This window comes from Candidatus Amarolinea dominans (genome assembly GCA_016719785.1).
Taxonomy (GTDB): domain Bacteria; phylum Chloroflexota; class Anaerolineae; order SSC4; family Amarolineaceae; genus Amarolinea; species Amarolinea dominans.
The window spans coordinates 1-17535 of record JADJYJ010000010.1; the positions used below are offsets into that span (position 1 = coordinate 1).

Genomic DNA, 17535 nt, shown 5'->3' on the forward strand with positions numbered 1-17535 from the left:
GAATGAAATGAGACAACCATGAACTGGAAACAGGTTTTGCAGCAGGCTATGGCAGTGACCCTGGTGATGTTGTTCTTGGCTGGATGTGGAAGCGCCATACCCACTTCGGTCGTCGAAGCTCCGGCTCAAACACCAGAGCCGCCAGCGCCGACCCCACCACCCGCTCCGCCAACACCTGGCTCTGGACCAAAGTCCGGGGCGTCTGGCCTCGGCGACTCCTTGTATCCCGGCTTCGGTAATGGCGGCTATGATGTCCAGCATTATCGCCTTGACTTGACCGTCAGTGATGTTGGCGCCAGTACCCTAAACGGCGTTGCTACCATCGAAGCAAAGGCGACACAAGATCTGAGCGCTTTCAACCTGGACTTCATCGGTTTCACCATCGCGGGCATCACCGTGGATGGTCAGCCAGCCGAGTTCAGCCGCAGCGGGCAAGAACTGACGATCACGCCGGCAACGCCACTTGACGCAAACGAGCTCTTCACGGTCGAGGTAACCTACCACGGCGCACCTGAAGCGATTGAATCGGTTGCGATCCCTGTGCCGACCGGCTGGGTGAATTTTGGCCGGGGAAGCTTCGTGTTGAGCGAACCCGACGGCGCTGCCAATTACTACCCGGTGAACGACCATCCCCTGGACAAAGCGACCTACACCTTCCGCGTCACCGTGCCCAAACCCTTCGCGGTTGCGGCGAATGGAGTGCTGGCTGACACGATTGATCACGGCGATTCCACCACCTTTGTGGGAAGCCCGTGATCCGATACCAAGTTATCTGACCACGGTGAACATCAGCGAGTTCGAAGTCGAAACCGAGGAAGGCCCGAATGGGATACCAATTCGCAACTACTATGCGGTGGGATTGGACGCAGCGATACGCGCACCTTTCGCCCGCCAGGCGGAGATGCTCGCCTTCTTTGGCGAAATTTTCGGCCCGTACCCCTTCGAGGTGTATGGTTCGGTGGTGATGAATACGGAGGTTGGTACCGCCCTGGAAGCGCAGACGATGGCGATCTTCGGCGTTGACATAATCAATCTTGAGGACATCTCGTCCGCTGAGCGGATCATCGCTCACGAAGTCGCGCATCAATGGATTGGAAACAGCGTCAGTCTGGCGGATTGGAGCGACATCTGGCTGAATGAAAGCTTTGCGGCTTATGCGGAGGGGCTGTGGGTTGAACACACAGGGAAGCGAAGCTCTTGATGCGTGGGTCAGAGACCGATACGAGCATGTCGTTGAGTCCCGCGAGAAGATGACCCCGCCGGGCAAACCCGCGGCTGACAGCCTGTTCAACGGCGGGGTGTACGCCTGGGGGGCGCTGGGACTGCACGCGCTGCGGATCGAGGTCGGCGATGAGGCCTTCTTCGCTATTCTGAGAACCTATTTTGACCGCTTCGAGGGTGGCAATGTCAGGACTGCCGATTTTATCGCCGTGGCGGAAGAGGTCAGCGGACAGGAATTAGGGGCGTTCTTCGATAGCTGGTTGTATAGCGAGGAAATTGCTCCTATGCCTGCGTTGGGGCTGAAGTAGGTACACCACTGATCAAGGCGGTATAACCTCTCAAGTCGCATCTCAATTGCTTCGATACGCGGCCACGCGATCCTGACGCCGCGCCAATTCGCTCGTGTAGCGCCGGCCCAAGGTGTCAGCATGGGTCGCGATCCACGCGCTGAGCGCGGTTGCGCCGGCCGGTTGGGCATCCACATAGAGTAGATTCGCCATCAGTCCGGCGATCTCCTCGTGCGTGATGGTCACATCGCCGACCAGCGCGCCAACCGCACGACCGACCCAGTAGCCCACGGCCGGCGGCATGCCGATCACCGGCCGCCGTGCGCCGATCAAGCGGCCGATGGTCCCCACCATCTCCCGGTAGGTGAACGTTTCGGGGCCGATGGCGTTAATGATCGCGTTCTCCCGCGCCGCGCCCTGCACCACGGCCAGGGCAGCCAGGTCATCCACGTAGATCGGTTGCAGCTTGTAGGCGCCGTCGCCGAAGACGCCGAAGATGGGCAGGCGGCGCAGCAGCCAGGCGATGTTGTTGATAAGGATGTCCTCCTTACCGAAAAGCACCGTGGGCCGCAGGATGGCATACGACAGACCTGACTCGATCAGCGCCCGCTCCAGCCGGGCCTTGCCGCTGAAGTACTCCAGCGGCGAGTCCTCCGAGGGGTTGGTGATGCTCACATGCACGATCCGCGCCACGCCGGCGCGTTTGGCCGCCTCGAAGAGCACGAGTGTATTGCGCACTGCGTCCGCGTGGCGAAAGAGCGGGTGGTTGAAACGTACCCAATAGGTGTTGTAGAGCACCTCGACCCCCTGCAGCGAGCGCGCCAGCTCGTCAGGCCGGTCGAAGTGGAACGGGTAAATCCGCAGCCGGCCTCCGAACGCGTTGGCGGTCGGTCGAGTTGGTGAGAGTGATCGTCGGCTGGCCCTGGGCAAGCAGACGTTGCGCAATGCTGCTTGCCGGAATAGCCGAACACGCCGGTGACGGCGTGGATGCGAGCTTCTGTCATTGATTCCTCTGACTTTGTTCAGCCGCCGGTTCTGACTTCCAGTCGCCTATGGCGCGTTTTTCCTTGTCGAAGGCAATGCCGATCAGCACCACCGGTTTGCCGCTGGCGCGGTAGGGCTGATCGTAACCGCGCGCCCGAATCTGATCGAGCGCAACCTGCGCGCTGGTCATCTTGAATTCGATGATGTAGATTCTGTTGGGCAGTTCCAGCACCGCGTCTATACGGCCATGCGCCATGACCTCTTCGGCGTTCACCTCGAAGCCAAGTACGCTGAGGATCAGATAGACCAGTGAATGGTAGTAGGCTTCCAGCGGAAGATGAATGGTGTGAGGAATGCTGGCAAAGACCGAATTGAGGATCAGCACAAATTCGGCGATGGAATCCCGGCGCAGCGCCTTCTGCAGCCTGCCTGTCAAGGAAGATGGAAGGGCGCCTACCCGTGGCCCCAGATAATCCGCCAGCAAGTATTGCCTGAAAGCCTGTGCCACTTCGTGATTGGGGTAGCCAAGCCGGTATTCGGTGCCAGCGACAGAGGGCAGTCTCTCTCGAATGGTGAGATAGCCGGTCTGAAATAGCAGGGAGACCGCATCTATGTGATTCACGTCGGCCGAATCGAGCAACCGGTTGTCGGCATAGATTTCGTCCAGTTCATAGGCGGCCACCTGGTTGCTGCGCAGGAGTTTGATCAAGAAACTGGGCGTGGCGGTGGCGAACCAGTGATTCTCGAAGCTCTGCAGTTCGAAGAAGACCAGCGTGGAGAAGGGCACATAGAGCGTCTGCTTGCCATCCCAGGAAAAGCCGTTGTACCAGAAGCGGATGGCCTCCACCATCTCCGCCCGGCTGACGGCGAAGCGTGCGGCCAGGGCTTCGATGCGGTCGGGGAAGTAGCGCTCCAGTTCCTCCTGCGTATAGCCGACCAGGGTGGCAAAACGCTCGTCCAGGGTGATGTCGAGCAGGTTGTTCAGATCGGAAAAGAGCGACAGCTTGCCGTACTTGGAGATACCGGTCAGGAAAGTCCAGTGGATATGGTTGGCCGCGGTGGTCTTCAGCACCGAATAGAAATTTTTCAGGGTGGCGATATGCTCGGCCACCTTCTGCTCGTTCTCCAACAGGTCGGTGATAGCCCGGTCGTATTCGTCAATGAGCAGAACGATTTTTTGCTCGGCTGACAGGCAGACGATCAGTTCCTGGAATTTATCTTTGTAGTGTTCAGCCTGCAGTTGAACCTGATGCTCGGCGGCCAGGCGATCCAGGTGATTGGTCAGCGCTCGCTCCAACGGCTGTTCGTGATAGTCCAGATCGTTGAAGTTGATCACCAGCACCGGGCGCGGCCGCCAGTCAACCTTGTCTTCGATCCAAAGCCCGCGGAAAAGCTCACGATGTCCCTGGAAGAGATGCTGCAGCGTGGAGACCAGCAGCGACTTGCCAAAACGTCGCGGCCGCGATAAGAAGACGAAGGTTCCTGTGTTGATCAGCCGGTAGATCTGCTCGGTCTTGTCAACGTAGAGGAAATTGCCTTCGCGCAGCGAGTCGAAGAACTGGATACCGATCGGCAGCTTTTGCATGGCGGTATTGTAGCACAATTGCGTCAGAAGTTGGAAATCACCCTCACGATCGGGGTTGATTCGCATCGTTATGATCTGTATCGTGCGGGTATTCCATCCACAGAAAACAGGTCATCAAGCAGGCAACCGCACTGACTGCCGCCGCCGAGTGAATTAGGGTCGCCCGGCGCTCGCCACCGACGCCGGCCACCAGGACGGCGTCGGAATGGCCCCGCGGCCCGCCAGCCCGCTGTGGTTGATGGTCACCAGGCGGTCGCCCTGCGAGGCGCCGACGTTGTACGGCGTCGCATTCGGGTCCGGGCCTTGCCCCACTTCAACCCACCACATGTAGACTTCGCCTGACGGCCAGCCGGCGGGAATGCCCGTCAGGTTGACGCAAGCCACGTTGCCCAGGAAGGCCGTCGTGGCGGTTTCGCCGGTCAGCCAGTTGTAGAGCGCCAGCCGGTAGGTGTCGGTGGCTACGCCGCGCGGGGTCCAGCAGAACTGCGCCGGCAGCGTGATCTCGGCCCCATCCTCTGGCGAGACCAGTGCGACATCGGCCACGTCGAAGTCTCCGCCCCAGGCCGTCGCGCCTGCGGTGTAGGCGGCCAGCCGGTTGCCCCACCAGCTCCACAGATACCCCTCGCCAGGGTTGGGGTCGTCGGGGGTGTTCAGATAGCGCACCGCGTAGAACTCGTCCGCGGTCAGCGCCGGCGCGCCGACGAAGAGATAATTGCCGTTTGCGGCCGTTATCGTCGCGGCCTGTGTGCTCCAATCATCGCCGTTCCAGCGCCGGAGGTCCAGCCGTAAACCGCCCGCGGCCGCGCCGTGCGAGGTGACCCGACCGTAGATGCCATTGGCAGACGCTGTGGCTGTGGGGGTAGCGGTGGGCGTGCGCGTACGCGTGGCGGTCGGTGTGTTGGTCGGCGTGCCCGCGGACGCGGTGGGCGTGCGCGTGGGCGTGACGGTCGGCGTGCGGGTGCGCGTGGCGGTCGGTGTGCTGGTCGGCGTGCCTGCGGACGCGGTGGGCGTGGCGGTCGGTGTGCCTGCGGACGCGGTGGGCGTGCGCGTCGGGGTACGCGTCGCGGTCGGTGTGCGCGTGGGCGTGCTGGAAGCGGCGGCGGTCGGCGTGACGGTCGCGGTGGCCGCGCCAGAACGGCAGCCGAAGTCCTGCGCCCAGTAATGTTTGTAAGTGCTTGCTGCGTTGTAGCCGTAGCCGACGCCAATCTCGCAGACCAGGGGATTGAGGAGATTGGCGCGATGGGGCGGGCTGTTCAGCCAGGCATTCACCACTGCTTCGGCTGAGTCCTGCCCCCAGGCGATATTCTCAGCAATCGTGTAGTGCGGCGAGTAACCGAAGCCGACCAATCTCGTGGTCATGTCACGGCCCAGGCGATCAATGTGGTTGGCGCTGATGTAGTTATACGCCGCCATGTCCCCGGCGAACCAGGCGGACGCATTGCCCAGGTTGGTCTGTGTTTGCAGCGGCGGCAGGCCGTTTTGGCTGCGCGCGGCGTTACTCAGCTCGATGACCCGGCGCACAAAATCGTTGCTGGTCGTGGTTGGCGTGGCCGTGGGAGTGCGCGTGGGCGTTGGCGTGGGGCCGCCCCCGCCCGCACGCCGCAACAGCGGCAGATACAGGCGTGGCGACTGCATCCGGAACCGGGCCGCCTGGAAGCTGGTCTGCTGGTCGAAGCTCACGCGGACGCCGAAGGTGTACTCGCCTTCCGGCGAGGTGGGCAGTCGCCCTTCCAGTGTCAGCGTGTTGGCGCCGGGCGCCAGCGTGCGCGTGCCGCTCTCGGAGAGCGCCGGGATCGCCTGGCGCGCGCATCCACCAGGATCAGGCTGTAGGTCGCGGTCACATCCTGCCCCACGCGGCCGGCGCTGCTGGCGGTATTGCTGATCACCGCGCGCAGACGGATGGACGCGCCGGGCGTCAGTGCAACCGCTGGATTGCCCGCGCCGTCCGTCACCTCGACCGCGGCCATCTGCACAGGCGAGCAGGCGCGCGGGGTCAGGCCGATGTCCAGGTCCGTCACCGGCGGCGGTACGGTCACGGTGCGGCTCTGCGCGTCGGCGAAGCAGGGCTTGGCGGCCAGCACGTAGAAGCTGCCCGCTGACGTCTGCCAGCCGTAGCGACCGTCGCTGTTCGTGGCCTGCGGGTTGAGCTGCCCGGAAAGGGCCGGGTTCCAGATCGCGTCGCCCGTGACCGGGTCGCGCTGGTAGAGCGTCACCACCGCGCCTGGCAAGGGGGCGCTCGTGCTGGCATCGAAGACCTTGCCGGCCGGATCAATGCAGGCCAGCCGGCCGCTCAGCACAGTCTCGGTCATGGTGACGCCATCGGACCAGACGACCCGCTTGGTCACGACGACGCCCAGGGCCGTGTTGGGGATGCTCGCCGCGCCGCGGTAGAGTCCGCCGCCGGAAAAATTGGACACACGGGTCATGACGCCCAGCAGGTTGCCCTGGCTGTCCACCAGGGTGACGCTGCTCGGCGGGTCGCCGTAGATCGGCTCCTCGACTGTGATGCTTGCGTGTGGTACACATGAGACCACGAAGGGATAGTTGGCTGAAGTCACCCCGCGCCAGGTGTAGGGGCCGTAGGTGACGGTGGCCGCGCCCAGCCCGCGGCTGACATCCGACCGCACGGTGAATCCCTGGGCGAGTACGCCTGCCCGGCCGTTGGGATTGGTCACGGTTACATCGCGCGCCTGGCGCCAGGCCCGCGACCAGCGTTCCGCGCACGCGCGCGCGGAAGGGCGGCGCTGTCTCGTCGGGCAAGTGCTGAAGGCCCTGCACGATGCTCGACCCCACCGCCGCCTGCAAGCCGGGCTGGAAGAAGTAGCCCAGGATGGTGACTTCGACGTTGATGCCCGCGCTGGCTGACGCCGGTTCGATGGCATCTACGATCGGGGTCGCGCCGTCGAAACAGCGCGAGAACTCCGAGGTGTTGCCGTTGGGGTCCGTGGCGGTGGCCGTCATCTGGTCACCGGCCGGCACCGCATTGACGAAGGTGGCCGAGAACGCGGCATTGCCCGAGGCGTTGGTGGTGGCCGTAGTTGCGCCCAGGAACGTCCCACCCTCGCCGTAACCCGAAGGATCGCAGGTGGGGCTGGCGAAGAATTCCAGCCGATAGCTCTGCGAGGGCTGGCTGTTGATGGAGCCGGTCAGGGTCTTGCGGTTGGCGGAGAGGGTCAGCAGCAGCGGGAAGTTCTGCAGGCGGTTGGGGCCATCGTCCGCGTCACCGCTGTCGTTGGCCGTCGCCCCGGCCGGCGCCAGGTCGAGGCCCAGGCTGTCGTTGGCGAAGATGCTGTTGACCGCGAAGGTGTTGGTCCGGCCAGAATCGGCGAAGACGCCCGCCCCGGCGTTATGGGCGATGACATTGCCTTCGCCCGCTCCCGCGCCGCCGATGTCGTTCTCACTCGCGCCCAGGGTGAAGAAAACGCCATGACCATCATTCCCCAGCGCGCTCGTTCCGTCCGCTGCGGCGCCGATGAAATTGCCTTGCACGGTATTTGTGGTTGCGCCCGGCCGCGTCAGTTGGATGCCGTCCTCGCCGTTGCCGGAGATGACGTTGCCCGGCTGAGGGCCTGCGCCGCTGCGCGGCCCGCCGATGGTGTTGCCACTGGCGCTGTCAACGGCCACGCCCGCACGGGTGTTGCCCAAACTGGCCGCGCCCACCGCGTCCGGGCCGATCAGGTTGCCCAGCACTTTGTTGCCACTGGCGGCCGTGCCATAGATGCCCACGCCGTTGCCGCTGTTGCCAGAGATGACATTGCCGGGCAGCGCGCCCGCCGGCGCCGCTGCTCCGCCGATGATGTTACCCGGCGCACCCTGCACGACGACGCCATCACTCCCGTTGCTCAGAGCGACCGTGCCCGCCGCGTTCACGCCGATGGAATTGCCCAGCACCTTGTTGCCGCTGGCGCCCGCGCCTTCGATCTTCACACCCGCCTGGCCGTTGGCTGCAATCACGTTGCGCGGCGAGGCGATGCCGACCAACGTTTCGCCGCCGATGGTGTTGCCCGGCGCGCCTTGAAGATAGACGCCGTTCAGGCCGTTGCCCAGGGCCCGTGTGCCCGTCGCGTCCGTGCCAACCAGGTTGCCCCGCACGACATTGCCCATGGCATTGGGGCCGGCAATCGCAATGCCGTGCCCTTGCGCGCCGATCAGCCCGTTGCCGGAGATGGTGTTGCCCGGCGCCGACCCCATCACGGTCGTCTCCCGCCAATCGAATTGCGCGGCGCGTCGAAGATCTTCACGCCATTGGCCCCATTGCCCAGCACCCGCGCCCCGGTTCGATTCGGCCCGATGATGTTGCCCTGCACCCGGTTTTCCGCGGCGCCGCTCTGGATGGCGACGCCGTCGAGCATGTTGCCCGAAATGATGTTCTCGACGTCGAACCCCGTTCCGCCGATCTGATTGGTGTTCGTTCCCGCGTCCGTCAGCAGCACGCCGCTGAGCAGATTGGGCAGCGCGTTCTCACCGGCCAGGTCCGTGCCGATCAGGTTGCCCTGCACCGAGCTGTTGGCGGCGGCCAACGAGATGAGCACACCCACCCCGTGGCCTTCAGCGCCGTCGCCGTTGCCGGAGATCAGATTGCCCGCGAGCGCGGCCGGCGGGTTGTTCGACCCGCCGACGGTGTTGCCGGGCGCACCGGTGATCTCGACGCCGTGAAAGCCGTTGGGCAGCCGTCTGGCGCCGGTCGCGTCCGCGCCGATGATGTTCCCCAACAGCCTGTTGCGCGTGGCGCCGCCCGCCAGAATCACGCCGTCCTGCACGTTGCCGGAGATCAGATTGCCGGGCGCCGCGCCGCGGGTTGCCGTAGCCCCGCCAACCGTGTTGTCGTTCGCCGCGTTGATCTGCACCCCGCTGAGTCCGTTGCCCCTGGCCGTCGCGCCGGCCGCATCCGTGCCGATACGATTGCCGGCCACGGTATTTTGGGTGGCGCCGTTCTGCAGGCTGATGCCGTATTGGCCGTTCCCGGAAAGCACATTGCCTTCTCCGACGCCCGGCCCGCCGATGGTGTTCGTATTTGCCGCGTCCACGACCACGCCGCTCTGGCCGTTGCCCAATGCCGTCGTCCCGCTCGCGTCCATGCCAATCCTGTTGCCCTGCACCTTGTTGCGCGCTGCAGCCTCCGCCAGACGCACGCCGTCCTGACTGTTGGCCGCGATGATGTTGCCCTGGAACGCGGCCGACCCGCCGATGAGATTGAGATCGCTGCCCGCGCTGTAAACTGCCACGCCGTGGCGTCCGTTGCCCAGTCGGGCGTTGGCGGTATTGACGCCGATGGCGTTGCCGTAAATGATGTTCTCTGCCGCGCCGTTCTGGATCGTCACGCCATCCAGCCCGTTGCCGACGATGATGTTGCCCCCATCAACCGCAACCCGCCCCACCTGGTTGGTGCGCGTGCCCGCGCCGTCCAAAATCACGCCGCTGAGCCGGTTGGGCCGCGCCAGCGTGGCGGTGGCGTCCGCGCCGATGACGTTGCCTTCGATTTTGTTCAGCGTCGAGCCGGCGCTGACGAACACGCCCACGCCGTTGCCCTGGCTGCCATCGCCGTTGCCCGCGATGACGTTGCCGGGCGCGCTGCCGGCGGGGTTGGCCGGCGCGCCGATGAAGTTGCTGGACGCGTTCTCGAGCGAGACGCCGTGCTGGCCGTTGCGCACCACCGTCGTGCCATCCGCGGCCAGGCCGATGAAGTTGCCGTAGATGCGGTTGCTGACCGCGCGATCGCTCAGCAGCACACCGCTGCGACCGTTGCCCGCAATCACGTTGCGCGACTCGCGATCCTCGCCGCCGACCAGGTTGGAGGCTGTGTCGGAACCAACCAGCGCGACGCCCGCGTTGCGGTTGCCCAGGTTGGCGCTCCCCGCGCTGTTCGTGCCAATCAGGTTGCCCTTGATTTCGACGCCGGTCGTGGTCCCGTGTAGAACAATGCCGACCCCACTGCCGGCCGCGGCGCTGCCGTTGGCCGCAATCACGTTGCCGGGCGGCGCCCGGCGTGGCGCTGCGCCCGCCGATGAAGTTGACGCCAGCGTCCGCCACCTCGATGCCGTGCAAATAGTTGCCCAGCGCTCCCCCGGCGCCGGTCAGGCCGATGAAGTTGCCCTGGACACGATTATCTCTGGCGCCGTTGCCGATCCACACGCCATCCAACTTGTTGCCGGAGATGACGTTGCCTTCGGCCGCGGTCGTCCCGCCGATCGTGTTTTCCCTGGCGCCGTTGATCTCGACCCCATGGCCGGCGTTGCCCGGATCAGGGTGGGCGAACGGCACGGCGCCGATCAGGTTGCCGAGCACGTGATTGCCCGCCGATGTGCCCGAAATATGCACGCCGCTGCCGGCGTTGCCCGCGATCACGTTCTCCGCGCCGTCGGCCGTGCCGCCAACCTGGTTGTCGAAGCTATTCGCGATGGCGATGCCGGCGCTGCCGTTGCCCAGAAGCCCTGCGCCCCATTGCAGCCCAACTCTATTGCCCTGGATGCGGTTCCCGTTGGCGCCGGCATACAGATAGATGCCAACGTTCCCGTTGCCGGAGACCACGTTGCCTTCCTCCTCCGTATCGCCGCCGATGTCGTTGCCGTTGGCGCCCTGGAACACGATGCCGTAGCTCGTGTTCGGCAGGGCGGCGAGGCCCGAGCTCGTCAAGCCGATCCCGTTGTTCTGAATAGAGACGCCCGCGGTCCCGTTGTAGAGCAAAACGCCATTGGTGTTGCCGGAGATCAGGTTTCCCTGTCCCTCCGCGGCCCCCCCTACGTAGTTCTCATTCGCGGCTTGAATGCTGACCCCCGCGCCAGGGCTGTTGCCTAGCGCCTGGTCGCCCGTCTTGTTCGTCCCCACGTAGTTGCCATAGATCCGGTTGCCGGTCGTCGCGCCGTTGATGAACACGCCGGTATGGTTGGCGCTGATGACATTCCCCTCTACGCGGTTGTTGGGGGAGCCGCGAATCTCGATGCCCGAAAGCGCGTTGCCCTTCGCTTGCGTGCCGCTCAGACCAACGCCGATATAGTTGCCGGTAATGATGCTGCCGCCGCCGTCCAGAATGAAGATTCCAACCTGGAAGCGGTTGATCGCCAGCCCCTTCACCGTGGTGGAACCTGCCCGGATCTCAAGCCCATTGGCCTGGTAGGACGGGGTGCCGTCCAGCTCGATGACCGGGGCGCCGTTCCAGCCGGGCTGCGTGGTCGCGTCAATGGTCACCGGATCGGTGATGACCGGCAGCCCCGGCCCCTGCATGAAAATCGTGTGCGGCCCAGGCGGATCAATGGCAAAGGTGATGTCGTCGTGGCCGGGGTTGGCGTTGGCAAGATAAATGGCGGCGTAGAGCGAGTCTGGCCCGTCGGGGTTGGCGTTGCGCACGATGTAGCCCTGGGGCGCGGCAGATTGGGCGGCCGCTGGCTGCGTTGATTGAAGCGCCGAGAGCAGGCGCGCGGTCGCGGGAATGCCGCCAACGACCGTCGCGGCCCGAACGCCATCGGCCCAGGTTGAGGCGTAGGCGAGGGGCGCCGACGAGGAGACGACAACCGCGCCGGGCGCGGTCTTCTTCGACGCCGGCGCTGAAGCGCCGCGGACGACGAAGGTCGTCTGCAGGCCAGCGGGAGCCGGGATGGGTGCGGTTCGACGCGGCCCTTCCGCCGCAGACTGCGAACCTGCGGTGAATGTCAACATGAGGGAGATCGCCAGAGTAAAGGCAATGTGCCCGGCGCGGGCAGCCAGGCGCAGCAAGGTGTATCGCAGCGGCATGTATCTTATCATCGTGTTCATGATCACCATCTTTCCCAGGGCTTATGCTACACTCACTGCACAATCCGCCGTCGGTAGTTGCCGCGTATTTTGGAGTTGTTTGACAGAGCGATGAAGAAATCTGACTGCCTCATGGCGGCAGGCGGAAAGGAGCATTCTGTGTGAGAGATAATTTACGGACTTGTATAGCACTAATACCGAATTAAGTCAAGTCGGGTTGGAGATGGACAGCAACCCCAAATGTGGGTTTTAGGCAGAATCGGCGCGGTTCGAGTGACTCCCACGATCCGGACCGGTGCAAGAAGGAGGAAAAGATGAAACACTCGCGCTCGAAGGCGATACACCATGGATAACGAGAGACGAGCGACGATCAGAGAGCGATTAGCCCTGGTCAGCGACCAGTTGACAACGGGTGACAGCGCGCTGGCTGTCGTCTTGAGCGAGGCGCGCTTGCAGGCGGGGTTGGCGGCCTACGAACGCGCTCGAGCCGATGGCCTGTGCCATGAAGGCGCCTGGGAATGCGCGCTGGAGGCCATGCAGGCTCCTGCCGCTGAGACCTGAGTATGCGTGCCGCCGTAACTGCTCAGCCAGGCAGTGAGAATGGTCTCGATAGCGCCCTTCGCGTCCTTGCGACTTGGCGTTATGGTTACAAACGACAAGAAGGTGGTGAAGAGAAGGGACTTGCACTTTGACAATCGAATAGAACTTCCTATCTGTTTCGGGCGCAAGCGAGAACGCTGAAGTTACGGTGGCTGAAATGTGCTATCCTGAATAAAGTCATGAGGCGAAATTCAGGAGGCAGCCAATGAAAGCAAAAACAGAATGGCGAGTACGGATGGAACGCCAAGCCCATCGAGATGCCATGCACAGACTGAAAGCCGCTTATCAGAAATTGAGTCAAGAAACAGAGCCGAAGGAGGTTCGTAATGAAACAGACAGCTGCGTTGTATGCCCGTGTTTCGACGCAACGCCAGGAAGAGGAGGCCACGATAGCCAGCCAGGTGGCGGCGATTGAAGAATGTCCCACCCACGAGGGTACGCCTTGCGAAAGGACTTGTATTTTCTGGACGAGGCGGTGAGCGGGGCGAAATTGGATCGTCCGGCGCTGGATCGGTTACGAGACCGAGAAGGTGAAGGCTGTTACCAGGTGGTGATCTGCCTGAGTCCAGATCGGTTGGCAAGGGTGTACATGTTGCAGGTGCTTCTGCTGGAAGAATTTCGGCAAGCCGGGATACAAATGTTGTTTGTGAACCAGCCTCCGGTGAGCGATAGCCCGCAGAGCCAACTGTTGTTCGGCATTCAAGGGTTGTTTGCCGAGTATGAACGGGCTGTGATTGCCGAACGGATGCGGCGAGGGCGTCTGCATTGCGCACGTCAGGGAGCAATGGTCAACCCAAAGACCCCATATGGGTATGATTACGTGCCCAAAACAGGGAGGGAAGGCGGGCGTTGGGAAATCAATGCCGAAGAAGCCAGGGTCGTGCGTCAAATTTACGCCTGGTATACCCAATCCGAGCCGATGACTATTCAAGAAATCACAGATCGCTTGAATCGAGACGGCCTCCAACCGCGTCGCGGGAAGTGCTGGCGCAGTAGCCTGATTGAAACATCCTGCGACAAACCCAATATACCGGATTGGCTTACTACAATCGCACCGAAAAGGTGTATCATGAGGTGGGGCGATTGCGTAAAATTGGGCATGGCAAGCGTCTTTGCCCGGTGAGTATGCTTCGCCCCACAGAAGAATGGATTGCCATTCCCGTCCCCAGCATTTTGGACAAGGATATCTGGCGCATGGCACAAGAACGACTGAAAACGAACCAGCGATTCTCAATGCGCAACAATCGCAACCACCGCTATCTCCTGCGCGGCTTGTTGATTTGCGCCACTTTTAGCCATACACTCACCGCCCCGCTGGGAATGGCTATTTTTCCTGGCTGTGGCTATGGCGGTGTTCACCGTGCCCCCGATACGCCTGAGCATACCTGCCGCATTGACGGCAACACCGTTGAAACCCTGGTTTGGAACGCAGTGGTGGAGCTTTTGAAAAATCCCAAACTGATTTCCCAAGCGTGGGGCTGCGATGAAGCTGCCAACATCGAGCAAGGTGAGAAAGAGCGGTTGGAAAATCGCTTGCGATCGCTCGACCGTCAGCAAGAACGTCTGCTGGACTTGTACCAAGATGAGCAGATCGAAAAGCCATCCTACCTGGTGCGCAAACAACGTCTGGATGAGGAGCAAAAAAACATTCAAACGCGCCTTCTGCAAATCGAGCAAGAGGCCAAGTCCGAACAAATCAAGCAGGAATTGATCGAAGATTTCCAGCAATATTGCCAGCGTATCCAGGAAAACCTTGCAAATCCCAGCCCGGATTTACAACAGGAAGTGATTCGGTTGTTAATTGATCACGTTGTTGTCGGAAAAAATGAAATCGTGATCAAGCACATCGTCCCGACCGATGATGATTGTCGTTTGAAACCACAACGTCTTTGCGTTGAATAACGATTTTTACACAAGGGCGTGGTGCAGGAAAGCGCGCGCTTTCCGAAAAATGAACAAGAAGTGAGCACTGTTCGATCTGTTCACAGAGCATCATTCGCGTGTATCCTGGGGTCACTGATGATCGGTACGAGGCCGATGTCAATCACCGGCAGGAGATGCAATCATGACGAACCCAGGCGCCGAGAGACCGCTTTCCAATTCCAATCCCAACACTCATGCCGCCGTTCTCGACGCCAGCCTGGCCGGTCTGTTGACAGCCCGCGTATACTATTCTTTTACCACCATCTGGCAACTCGCCGCACCGGTTGCCCCCATCTGGACGGCGATTACCGAGGTTGAGCGATGGCCGCAGTGGTGGCGGGGGGTCGAGGCGGTCGTCCGCCTGCGCCGCGGGGACAGCCGCGGGATCGGCGCCGCCCACCACTACACCTGGAAGAGCAAGCTGCCTTATCGTCTCACCTTCGTGATGGAGACAACCTGCATCGAACCGTTCCGGCGCATCGAGGGCCGCGCCACAGGCGAGTTGGAAGGGACCGGTTACTGGACCTTCAGCGAAGCCAATGGCATCACGACTGCGCGCTACGATTGGAACGTGACGACCACCAAGCGCTGGATGAATCTCCTGGCGCCGCTCGCGCGACCGTTCTTCGCCTGGAACCACGACATCGTCATGGCGTGGGGCCGCGAAAGGGCTGTCCGCCTTACTGACTGCGCCCCTGCAAGCCTGGCCTCGACGGCCAGCCAGGCCTGAGGTGCGCAGTCAGGGCGGCGCCTCCGCGCAAGACCTGTCGAATGGCCGCAAGCGCCATCTTCAATATCCTGGTAACGAGGTATCATCTATGAACGCATCGTCCGCTTTCGACCGCGCCGCCGGCCTGGCGGCCATCGCGGCCGCGCTGATCGGGCTGCTGTACTCTGTGGCGTTCGTCGTCCTCCAGAACGCGCTGCTCTACTCGCTGTGCCTGCTCATTGGCGGCCTGTTGTCGCTCGTGGCCCTGGTGGCCTTGTTCGAGCGGCTGGGCGAGGCCGATGCGCAGGTTGCCATGCTCGGCCTGATGCTGGGCGCCATCTCGGCCGTGGGGGCCACCATTCACGGCGGCTACGACCTGGCGAATGTCCTCAATCCACCGGGAGAGCTGCCGGCCGCTGTGGCCGCCCTGCCCAGCCAGATTGACCCGCGCGGCCTGCTCACCTTCGGCGTGGCCGGCCTGGCCGTGCTGATCGCCGGCAGCCTCATGCGCCGTCATCTGAGCTTCTCCCCTGGCTTTGGCGCGTTGACATTCCTGCTCGGCGCGCTGCTGATCGTGGTCTACCTGGGCCGGTTGATCGTGCTGACGCCCACCAGCCCGCTGGTGCTGCTGCCGGCCGCGCTGACCGGCTTCGTCGTCAACCCGCTGTGGTACCTGCTCTTGGGCCTGAGCCTACGAGCATCTCGCCTCGAAAAACCAAATTGATAGGAGCAAGAAACCATGTACGGCACGATTGCACGGATCAAAATTGACCCGACCAGGATCGAGGAATTGAAGGCGTTGGGTGACAGCATGGGCGTGGCGCCCGGTCAGGTCACGCTTGCGTTTACCAGATGGACGCCGACCCCGGCGAGCTGTTCCTGGTGGCTGTGTTCGAGAGCAAGGAGGCCTACTGGGCCAACGCCCAAAGCCCGGAGCAGAGCGAGCGCTTCATGCAGTTGCGCGCCTTGCTGCTGGCTGACCCCGAATGGCACGACGGCGCGATCGTCAGCGTGGCTTGACGAATTGATTGGGGGCGGGGCATGGCCCATCAGACGATAGAAACCGTTATCGTGGGCGGTGGACAGGCCGGGCTGGCAACCAGCTACTGGCTCTGCTGTTGGGTGTCGGGGACGATGCGGCGTTCATCGCCGAACACATCGCCGCGCGCTGGGACTGACAGAACGCACCTGCTCAGCCGGCGGCGGCCGCAGGCGAGCGCACGATGAGCATCAGCCATTGATTGACCGAAAGAGTGCTGAACTATGCTGCAAGCGGGCACGAATTGCGCCTGTTTCCGCCGGCAGAAGAGTGAAGTCTATTCCCACTTGCAGTATACCTCGCCTGTCCGCGCACAGCGCTAACCCTGCGCTGGCCGAAGCGCCTCAATCGCGCCGCGGCTGGTCGAGCAGGCGGTTGGTCAGCGCGGGGCCGATGATCATGACCAGCGCGGCGATGGCCCGGCCGGTCTGAGTCACCGCGAAGATGTCGGCGTAGCCCACCGAGGCGCAGGTGGCGATGTAATAGAAGGCATCGGTGTAGGTGGCGATTCTAGGGTTGGCGTGTTGTTCGGCGCGATAAAAGGCCCACGCGGCCGCTCCGAGGAATTGCACGGCTGCATCGAACGGGTTTTTCGCGACCCAGTCCAAGAGCCGCGCCTCGACATGCGTCTTGCGCGCCTGCAGAGACTGCAAGGTGGCTCCGAGATCAGCGCCCGAAACGCCCAGCCACGTCTGCAACAGATCAGGCGCCGGCGTTGGCGTGCTGGCGGATGCTGCCGGCAGCCGGCGCAGTAAATCGGTCAGCGCTTGCTCTTGTTCTGGGGTCAGCGCCATGATGATTCCTCGGTCCTCGGTCGCGTCTGCGCCACTTCGCGGCGGGCTGCAATGCGGTCCTCAGCCTGGGCGATCTGCTCCTGACGCCGGCGCAGCTCGACCTGGATTTCCGCGGTCCGATGATCCTGCTCGCGCTGTGCCCGCGTCAGCGTTTCCACGGCGCCGGCCGTGCGTTCTCCCACGTTTCCAGGGCCTCGCGCTTTCGTCGCGCCTCAAGCAGGCGGGCCTCCTGGGTTTGGGCCGTCGCGGTCAGCTCGTCCAGAACCTGGGTGCAGGCCCGCTGCAGCTCTGCCCACTCCTGTACGCGGGCCTGACTTTGTTGCCGTGCGGCCAGGTGCCGGCGCGCCTGGTCCTCCTCGCCCGCCAGTAGCGCAGCATCCACCGCCGCATCCAGGCGGTTGACCTCGGCCAGGGCGGCTTGCCAGGCTAACTCCACGCGCTTGCGCCGGGCCACGGCCGCGTGGCGCTGCGTCTGCAGGTCATCCAGCCGGGTTTGCGCCTCGGCGAGCAGGGCGTTCAGGCGATCGTCGGCCGCCCGGTCGCGCGACGTTGATCCCCGCGGCCTGTCCGCCCCGGCCTCATCGCCCTCGCCGAACAGGTCCCGCAGGATCGTTTGCCACCACGCGGCCAGCCATGCCCTCAACTTCATCGCTCATGACCTCCTG

Annotated in this window: 18 protein-coding genes and 1 pseudogene; 10 read left to right on the forward strand and 9 right to left on the reverse strand. The window is 63.2% G+C overall.

Annotated elements, in window-relative coordinates; translation table 11 throughout:
- Positions 1-18: 18 nt before the first annotated feature.
- Genes IPM84_12830 through IPM84_12840 form a run of 3 tightly spaced genes read left to right on the forward strand, consistent with a single transcriptional unit; the run spans position 19 to position 1529 of the window.
- Positions 19-756, forward strand: a complete 738-nt coding sequence (locus IPM84_12830) for a hypothetical protein (protein MBK9093629.1) — start codon at positions 19-21, stop codon at positions 754-756.
- Entirely contained in the window at positions 716-1201 is a 486-nt protein-coding gene (locus IPM84_12835; GenBank protein MBK9093630.1) for a hypothetical protein, read from the forward strand. The genes IPM84_12830 and IPM84_12835 overlap by 41 nt, the downstream gene beginning before the upstream one ends.
- 49 nt (positions 1202-1250) lie before the next feature.
- Positions 1251-1529, forward strand: coding sequence for a hypothetical protein (locus tag IPM84_12840; GenBank protein ID MBK9093631.1), 279 nt, complete (start codon positions 1251-1253; stop codon positions 1527-1529).
- Between the two features lie 42 nt (positions 1530-1571).
- Here IPM84_12840 and IPM84_12845 read toward each other — a convergent pair.
- From IPM84_12845 to IPM84_12870, 6 genes and pseudogenes are all read right to left on the reverse strand, one after another.
- Positions 1572-2512, reverse strand: a pseudogene (locus IPM84_12845) (NAD(P)H-binding protein).
- On the reverse strand, positions 2509-4077 hold the full coding sequence (locus IPM84_12850) for an ATP-binding protein (GenBank protein MBK9093632.1): 1569 nt from the start codon (positions 4075-4077) through the stop codon (positions 2509-2511). The pseudogene IPM84_12845 and the gene IPM84_12850 overlap by 4 nt, the downstream one beginning before the upstream one ends.
- 153 nt (positions 4078-4230) lie before the next feature.
- A complete protein-coding gene (locus IPM84_12855; GenBank protein ID MBK9093633.1) occupies positions 4231-5712 on the reverse strand; it encodes a CAP domain-containing protein in 1482 nt (493 codons plus the stop codon).
- 101 nt (positions 5713-5813) lie between these two features.
- Positions 5814-6386: a hypothetical protein gene (locus IPM84_12860; protein ID MBK9093634.1), complete on the reverse strand. Its 573-nt coding sequence runs from the start codon at positions 6384-6386 to the stop codon at positions 5814-5816.
- The gene (locus tag IPM84_12865; protein ID MBK9093635.1) at positions 6346-8271 is read right to left on the reverse strand and encodes a right-handed parallel beta-helix repeat-containing protein; all 1926 of its coding nucleotides are present in this window, start codon (positions 8269-8271) and stop codon (positions 6346-6348) included. The genes IPM84_12860 and IPM84_12865 overlap by 41 nt, the downstream gene beginning before the upstream one ends.
- A gap of 1164 nt (positions 8272-9435) precedes the next feature.
- A complete protein-coding gene (locus IPM84_12870; protein ID MBK9093636.1) occupies positions 9436-11826 on the reverse strand; it encodes a right-handed parallel beta-helix repeat-containing protein in 2391 nt (796 codons plus the stop codon).
- A 381-nt stretch (positions 11827-12207) separates the two neighbouring features.
- Here IPM84_12870 and IPM84_12875 point away from each other — a divergent pair, with 381 nt between their 5' ends.
- From IPM84_12875 to IPM84_12905, 7 genes are all read left to right on the forward strand, one after another.
- The gene (locus tag IPM84_12875; GenBank protein MBK9093637.1) at positions 12208-12366 is read left to right on the forward strand and encodes an acetyltransferase; all 159 of its coding nucleotides are present in this window, start codon (positions 12208-12210) and stop codon (positions 12364-12366) included.
- Between the two features lie 244 nt (positions 12367-12610).
- Positions 12611-12820, forward strand: a complete 210-nt coding sequence (locus IPM84_12880) for a hypothetical protein (protein ID MBK9093638.1) — start codon at positions 12611-12613, stop codon at positions 12818-12820.
- A 27-nt stretch (positions 12821-12847) separates the two neighbouring features.
- Positions 12848-13528 (forward strand): recombinase family protein, encoded by a 681-nt coding sequence (locus IPM84_12885; GenBank protein MBK9093639.1) that lies wholly within the window; start codon positions 12848-12850, stop codon positions 13526-13528.
- Positions 13489-14307, forward strand: coding sequence for a hypothetical protein (locus IPM84_12890; GenBank protein ID MBK9093640.1), 819 nt, complete (start codon positions 13489-13491; stop codon positions 14305-14307). The genes IPM84_12885 and IPM84_12890 overlap by 40 nt, the downstream gene beginning before the upstream one ends.
- A 163-nt stretch (positions 14308-14470) precedes the next feature.
- Positions 14471-15058 carry an SRPBCC family protein gene (locus IPM84_12895; GenBank protein MBK9093641.1) on the forward strand — a complete coding sequence of 196 codons (588 nt, stop codon included), beginning with the start codon at positions 14471-14473 and terminating at the stop codon, positions 15056-15058.
- Between the two features lie 88 nt (positions 15059-15146).
- A complete protein-coding gene (locus IPM84_12900) occupies positions 15147-15761 on the forward strand; it encodes a hypothetical protein (GenBank protein ID MBK9093642.1) in 615 nt (204 codons plus the stop codon).
- Between the two features lie 128 nt (positions 15762-15889).
- Positions 15890-16057, forward strand: coding sequence for a hypothetical protein (locus IPM84_12905; protein ID MBK9093643.1), 168 nt, complete (start codon positions 15890-15892; stop codon positions 16055-16057).
- A gap of 363 nt (positions 16058-16420) precedes the next feature.
- Here the strand turns inward: IPM84_12905 and IPM84_12910 are convergent, their stop codons facing one another.
- Genes IPM84_12910 through IPM84_12920 form a run of 3 tightly spaced genes read right to left on the reverse strand, consistent with a single transcriptional unit; the run spans position 16421 to position 17519 of the window.
- Complete coding sequence (locus tag IPM84_12910) at positions 16421-16870, reverse strand: two pore domain potassium channel family protein (GenBank protein MBK9093644.1); 450 nt, start codon at positions 16868-16870, stop codon at positions 16421-16423.
- The gene (locus IPM84_12915) at positions 16861-17052 is read right to left on the reverse strand and encodes a hypothetical protein (protein MBK9093645.1); all 192 of its coding nucleotides are present in this window, start codon (positions 17050-17052) and stop codon (positions 16861-16863) included. The genes IPM84_12910 and IPM84_12915 overlap by 10 nt, the downstream gene beginning before the upstream one ends.
- On the reverse strand, positions 17016-17519 hold the full coding sequence (locus IPM84_12920; protein ID MBK9093646.1) for a hypothetical protein: 504 nt from the start codon (positions 17517-17519) through the stop codon (positions 17016-17018). The genes IPM84_12915 and IPM84_12920 overlap by 37 nt, the downstream gene beginning before the upstream one ends.
- Between the last annotated feature and the right edge of the window lie 16 nt (positions 17520-17535).

Coding starts and splice junctions, on each gene's coding strand:
- IPM84_12905 (MBK9093643.1), top strand. CDS start 15,890: ATGGACGCCGACCCCGGCGAGCTGTTCCTGGTGGCTGTGTTCGAGAGC.
- IPM84_12900 (MBK9093642.1), top strand. CDS start 15,147: ATGAACGCATCGTCCGCTTTCGACCGCGCCGCCGGCCTGGCGGCCATC.
- IPM84_12870 (MBK9093636.1), bottom strand. CDS start 11,826: ATGAACACGATGATAAGATACATGCCGCTGCGATACACCTTGCTGCGC.
- IPM84_12830 (MBK9093629.1), top strand. CDS start 19: ATGAACTGGAAACAGGTTTTGCAGCAGGCTATGGCAGTGACCCTGGTG.
- IPM84_12880 (MBK9093638.1), top strand. CDS start 12,611: ATGAAAGCAAAAACAGAATGGCGAGTACGGATGGAACGCCAAGCCCAT.
- IPM84_12855 (MBK9093633.1), bottom strand. CDS start 5,712: ATGCAGTCGCCACGCCTGTATCTGCCGCTGTTGCGGCGTGCGGGCGGG.
- IPM84_12840 (MBK9093631.1), top strand. CDS start 1,251: ATGACCCCGCCGGGCAAACCCGCGGCTGACAGCCTGTTCAACGGCGGG.
- IPM84_12910 (MBK9093644.1), bottom strand. CDS start 16,870: ATGGCGCTGACCCCAGAACAAGAGCAAGCGCTGACCGATTTACTGCGC.
- IPM84_12850 (MBK9093632.1), bottom strand. CDS start 4,077: ATGCAAAAGCTGCCGATCGGTATCCAGTTCTTCGACTCGCTGCGCGAA.
- IPM84_12860 (MBK9093634.1), bottom strand. CDS start 6,386: ATGACCGAGACTGTGCTGAGCGGCCGGCTGGCCTGCATTGATCCGGCC.
- IPM84_12920 (MBK9093646.1), bottom strand. CDS start 17,519: ATGAAGTTGAGGGCATGGCTGGCCGCGTGGTGGCAAACGATCCTGCGG.
- IPM84_12895 (MBK9093641.1), top strand. CDS start 14,471: ATGACGAACCCAGGCGCCGAGAGACCGCTTTCCAATTCCAATCCCAAC.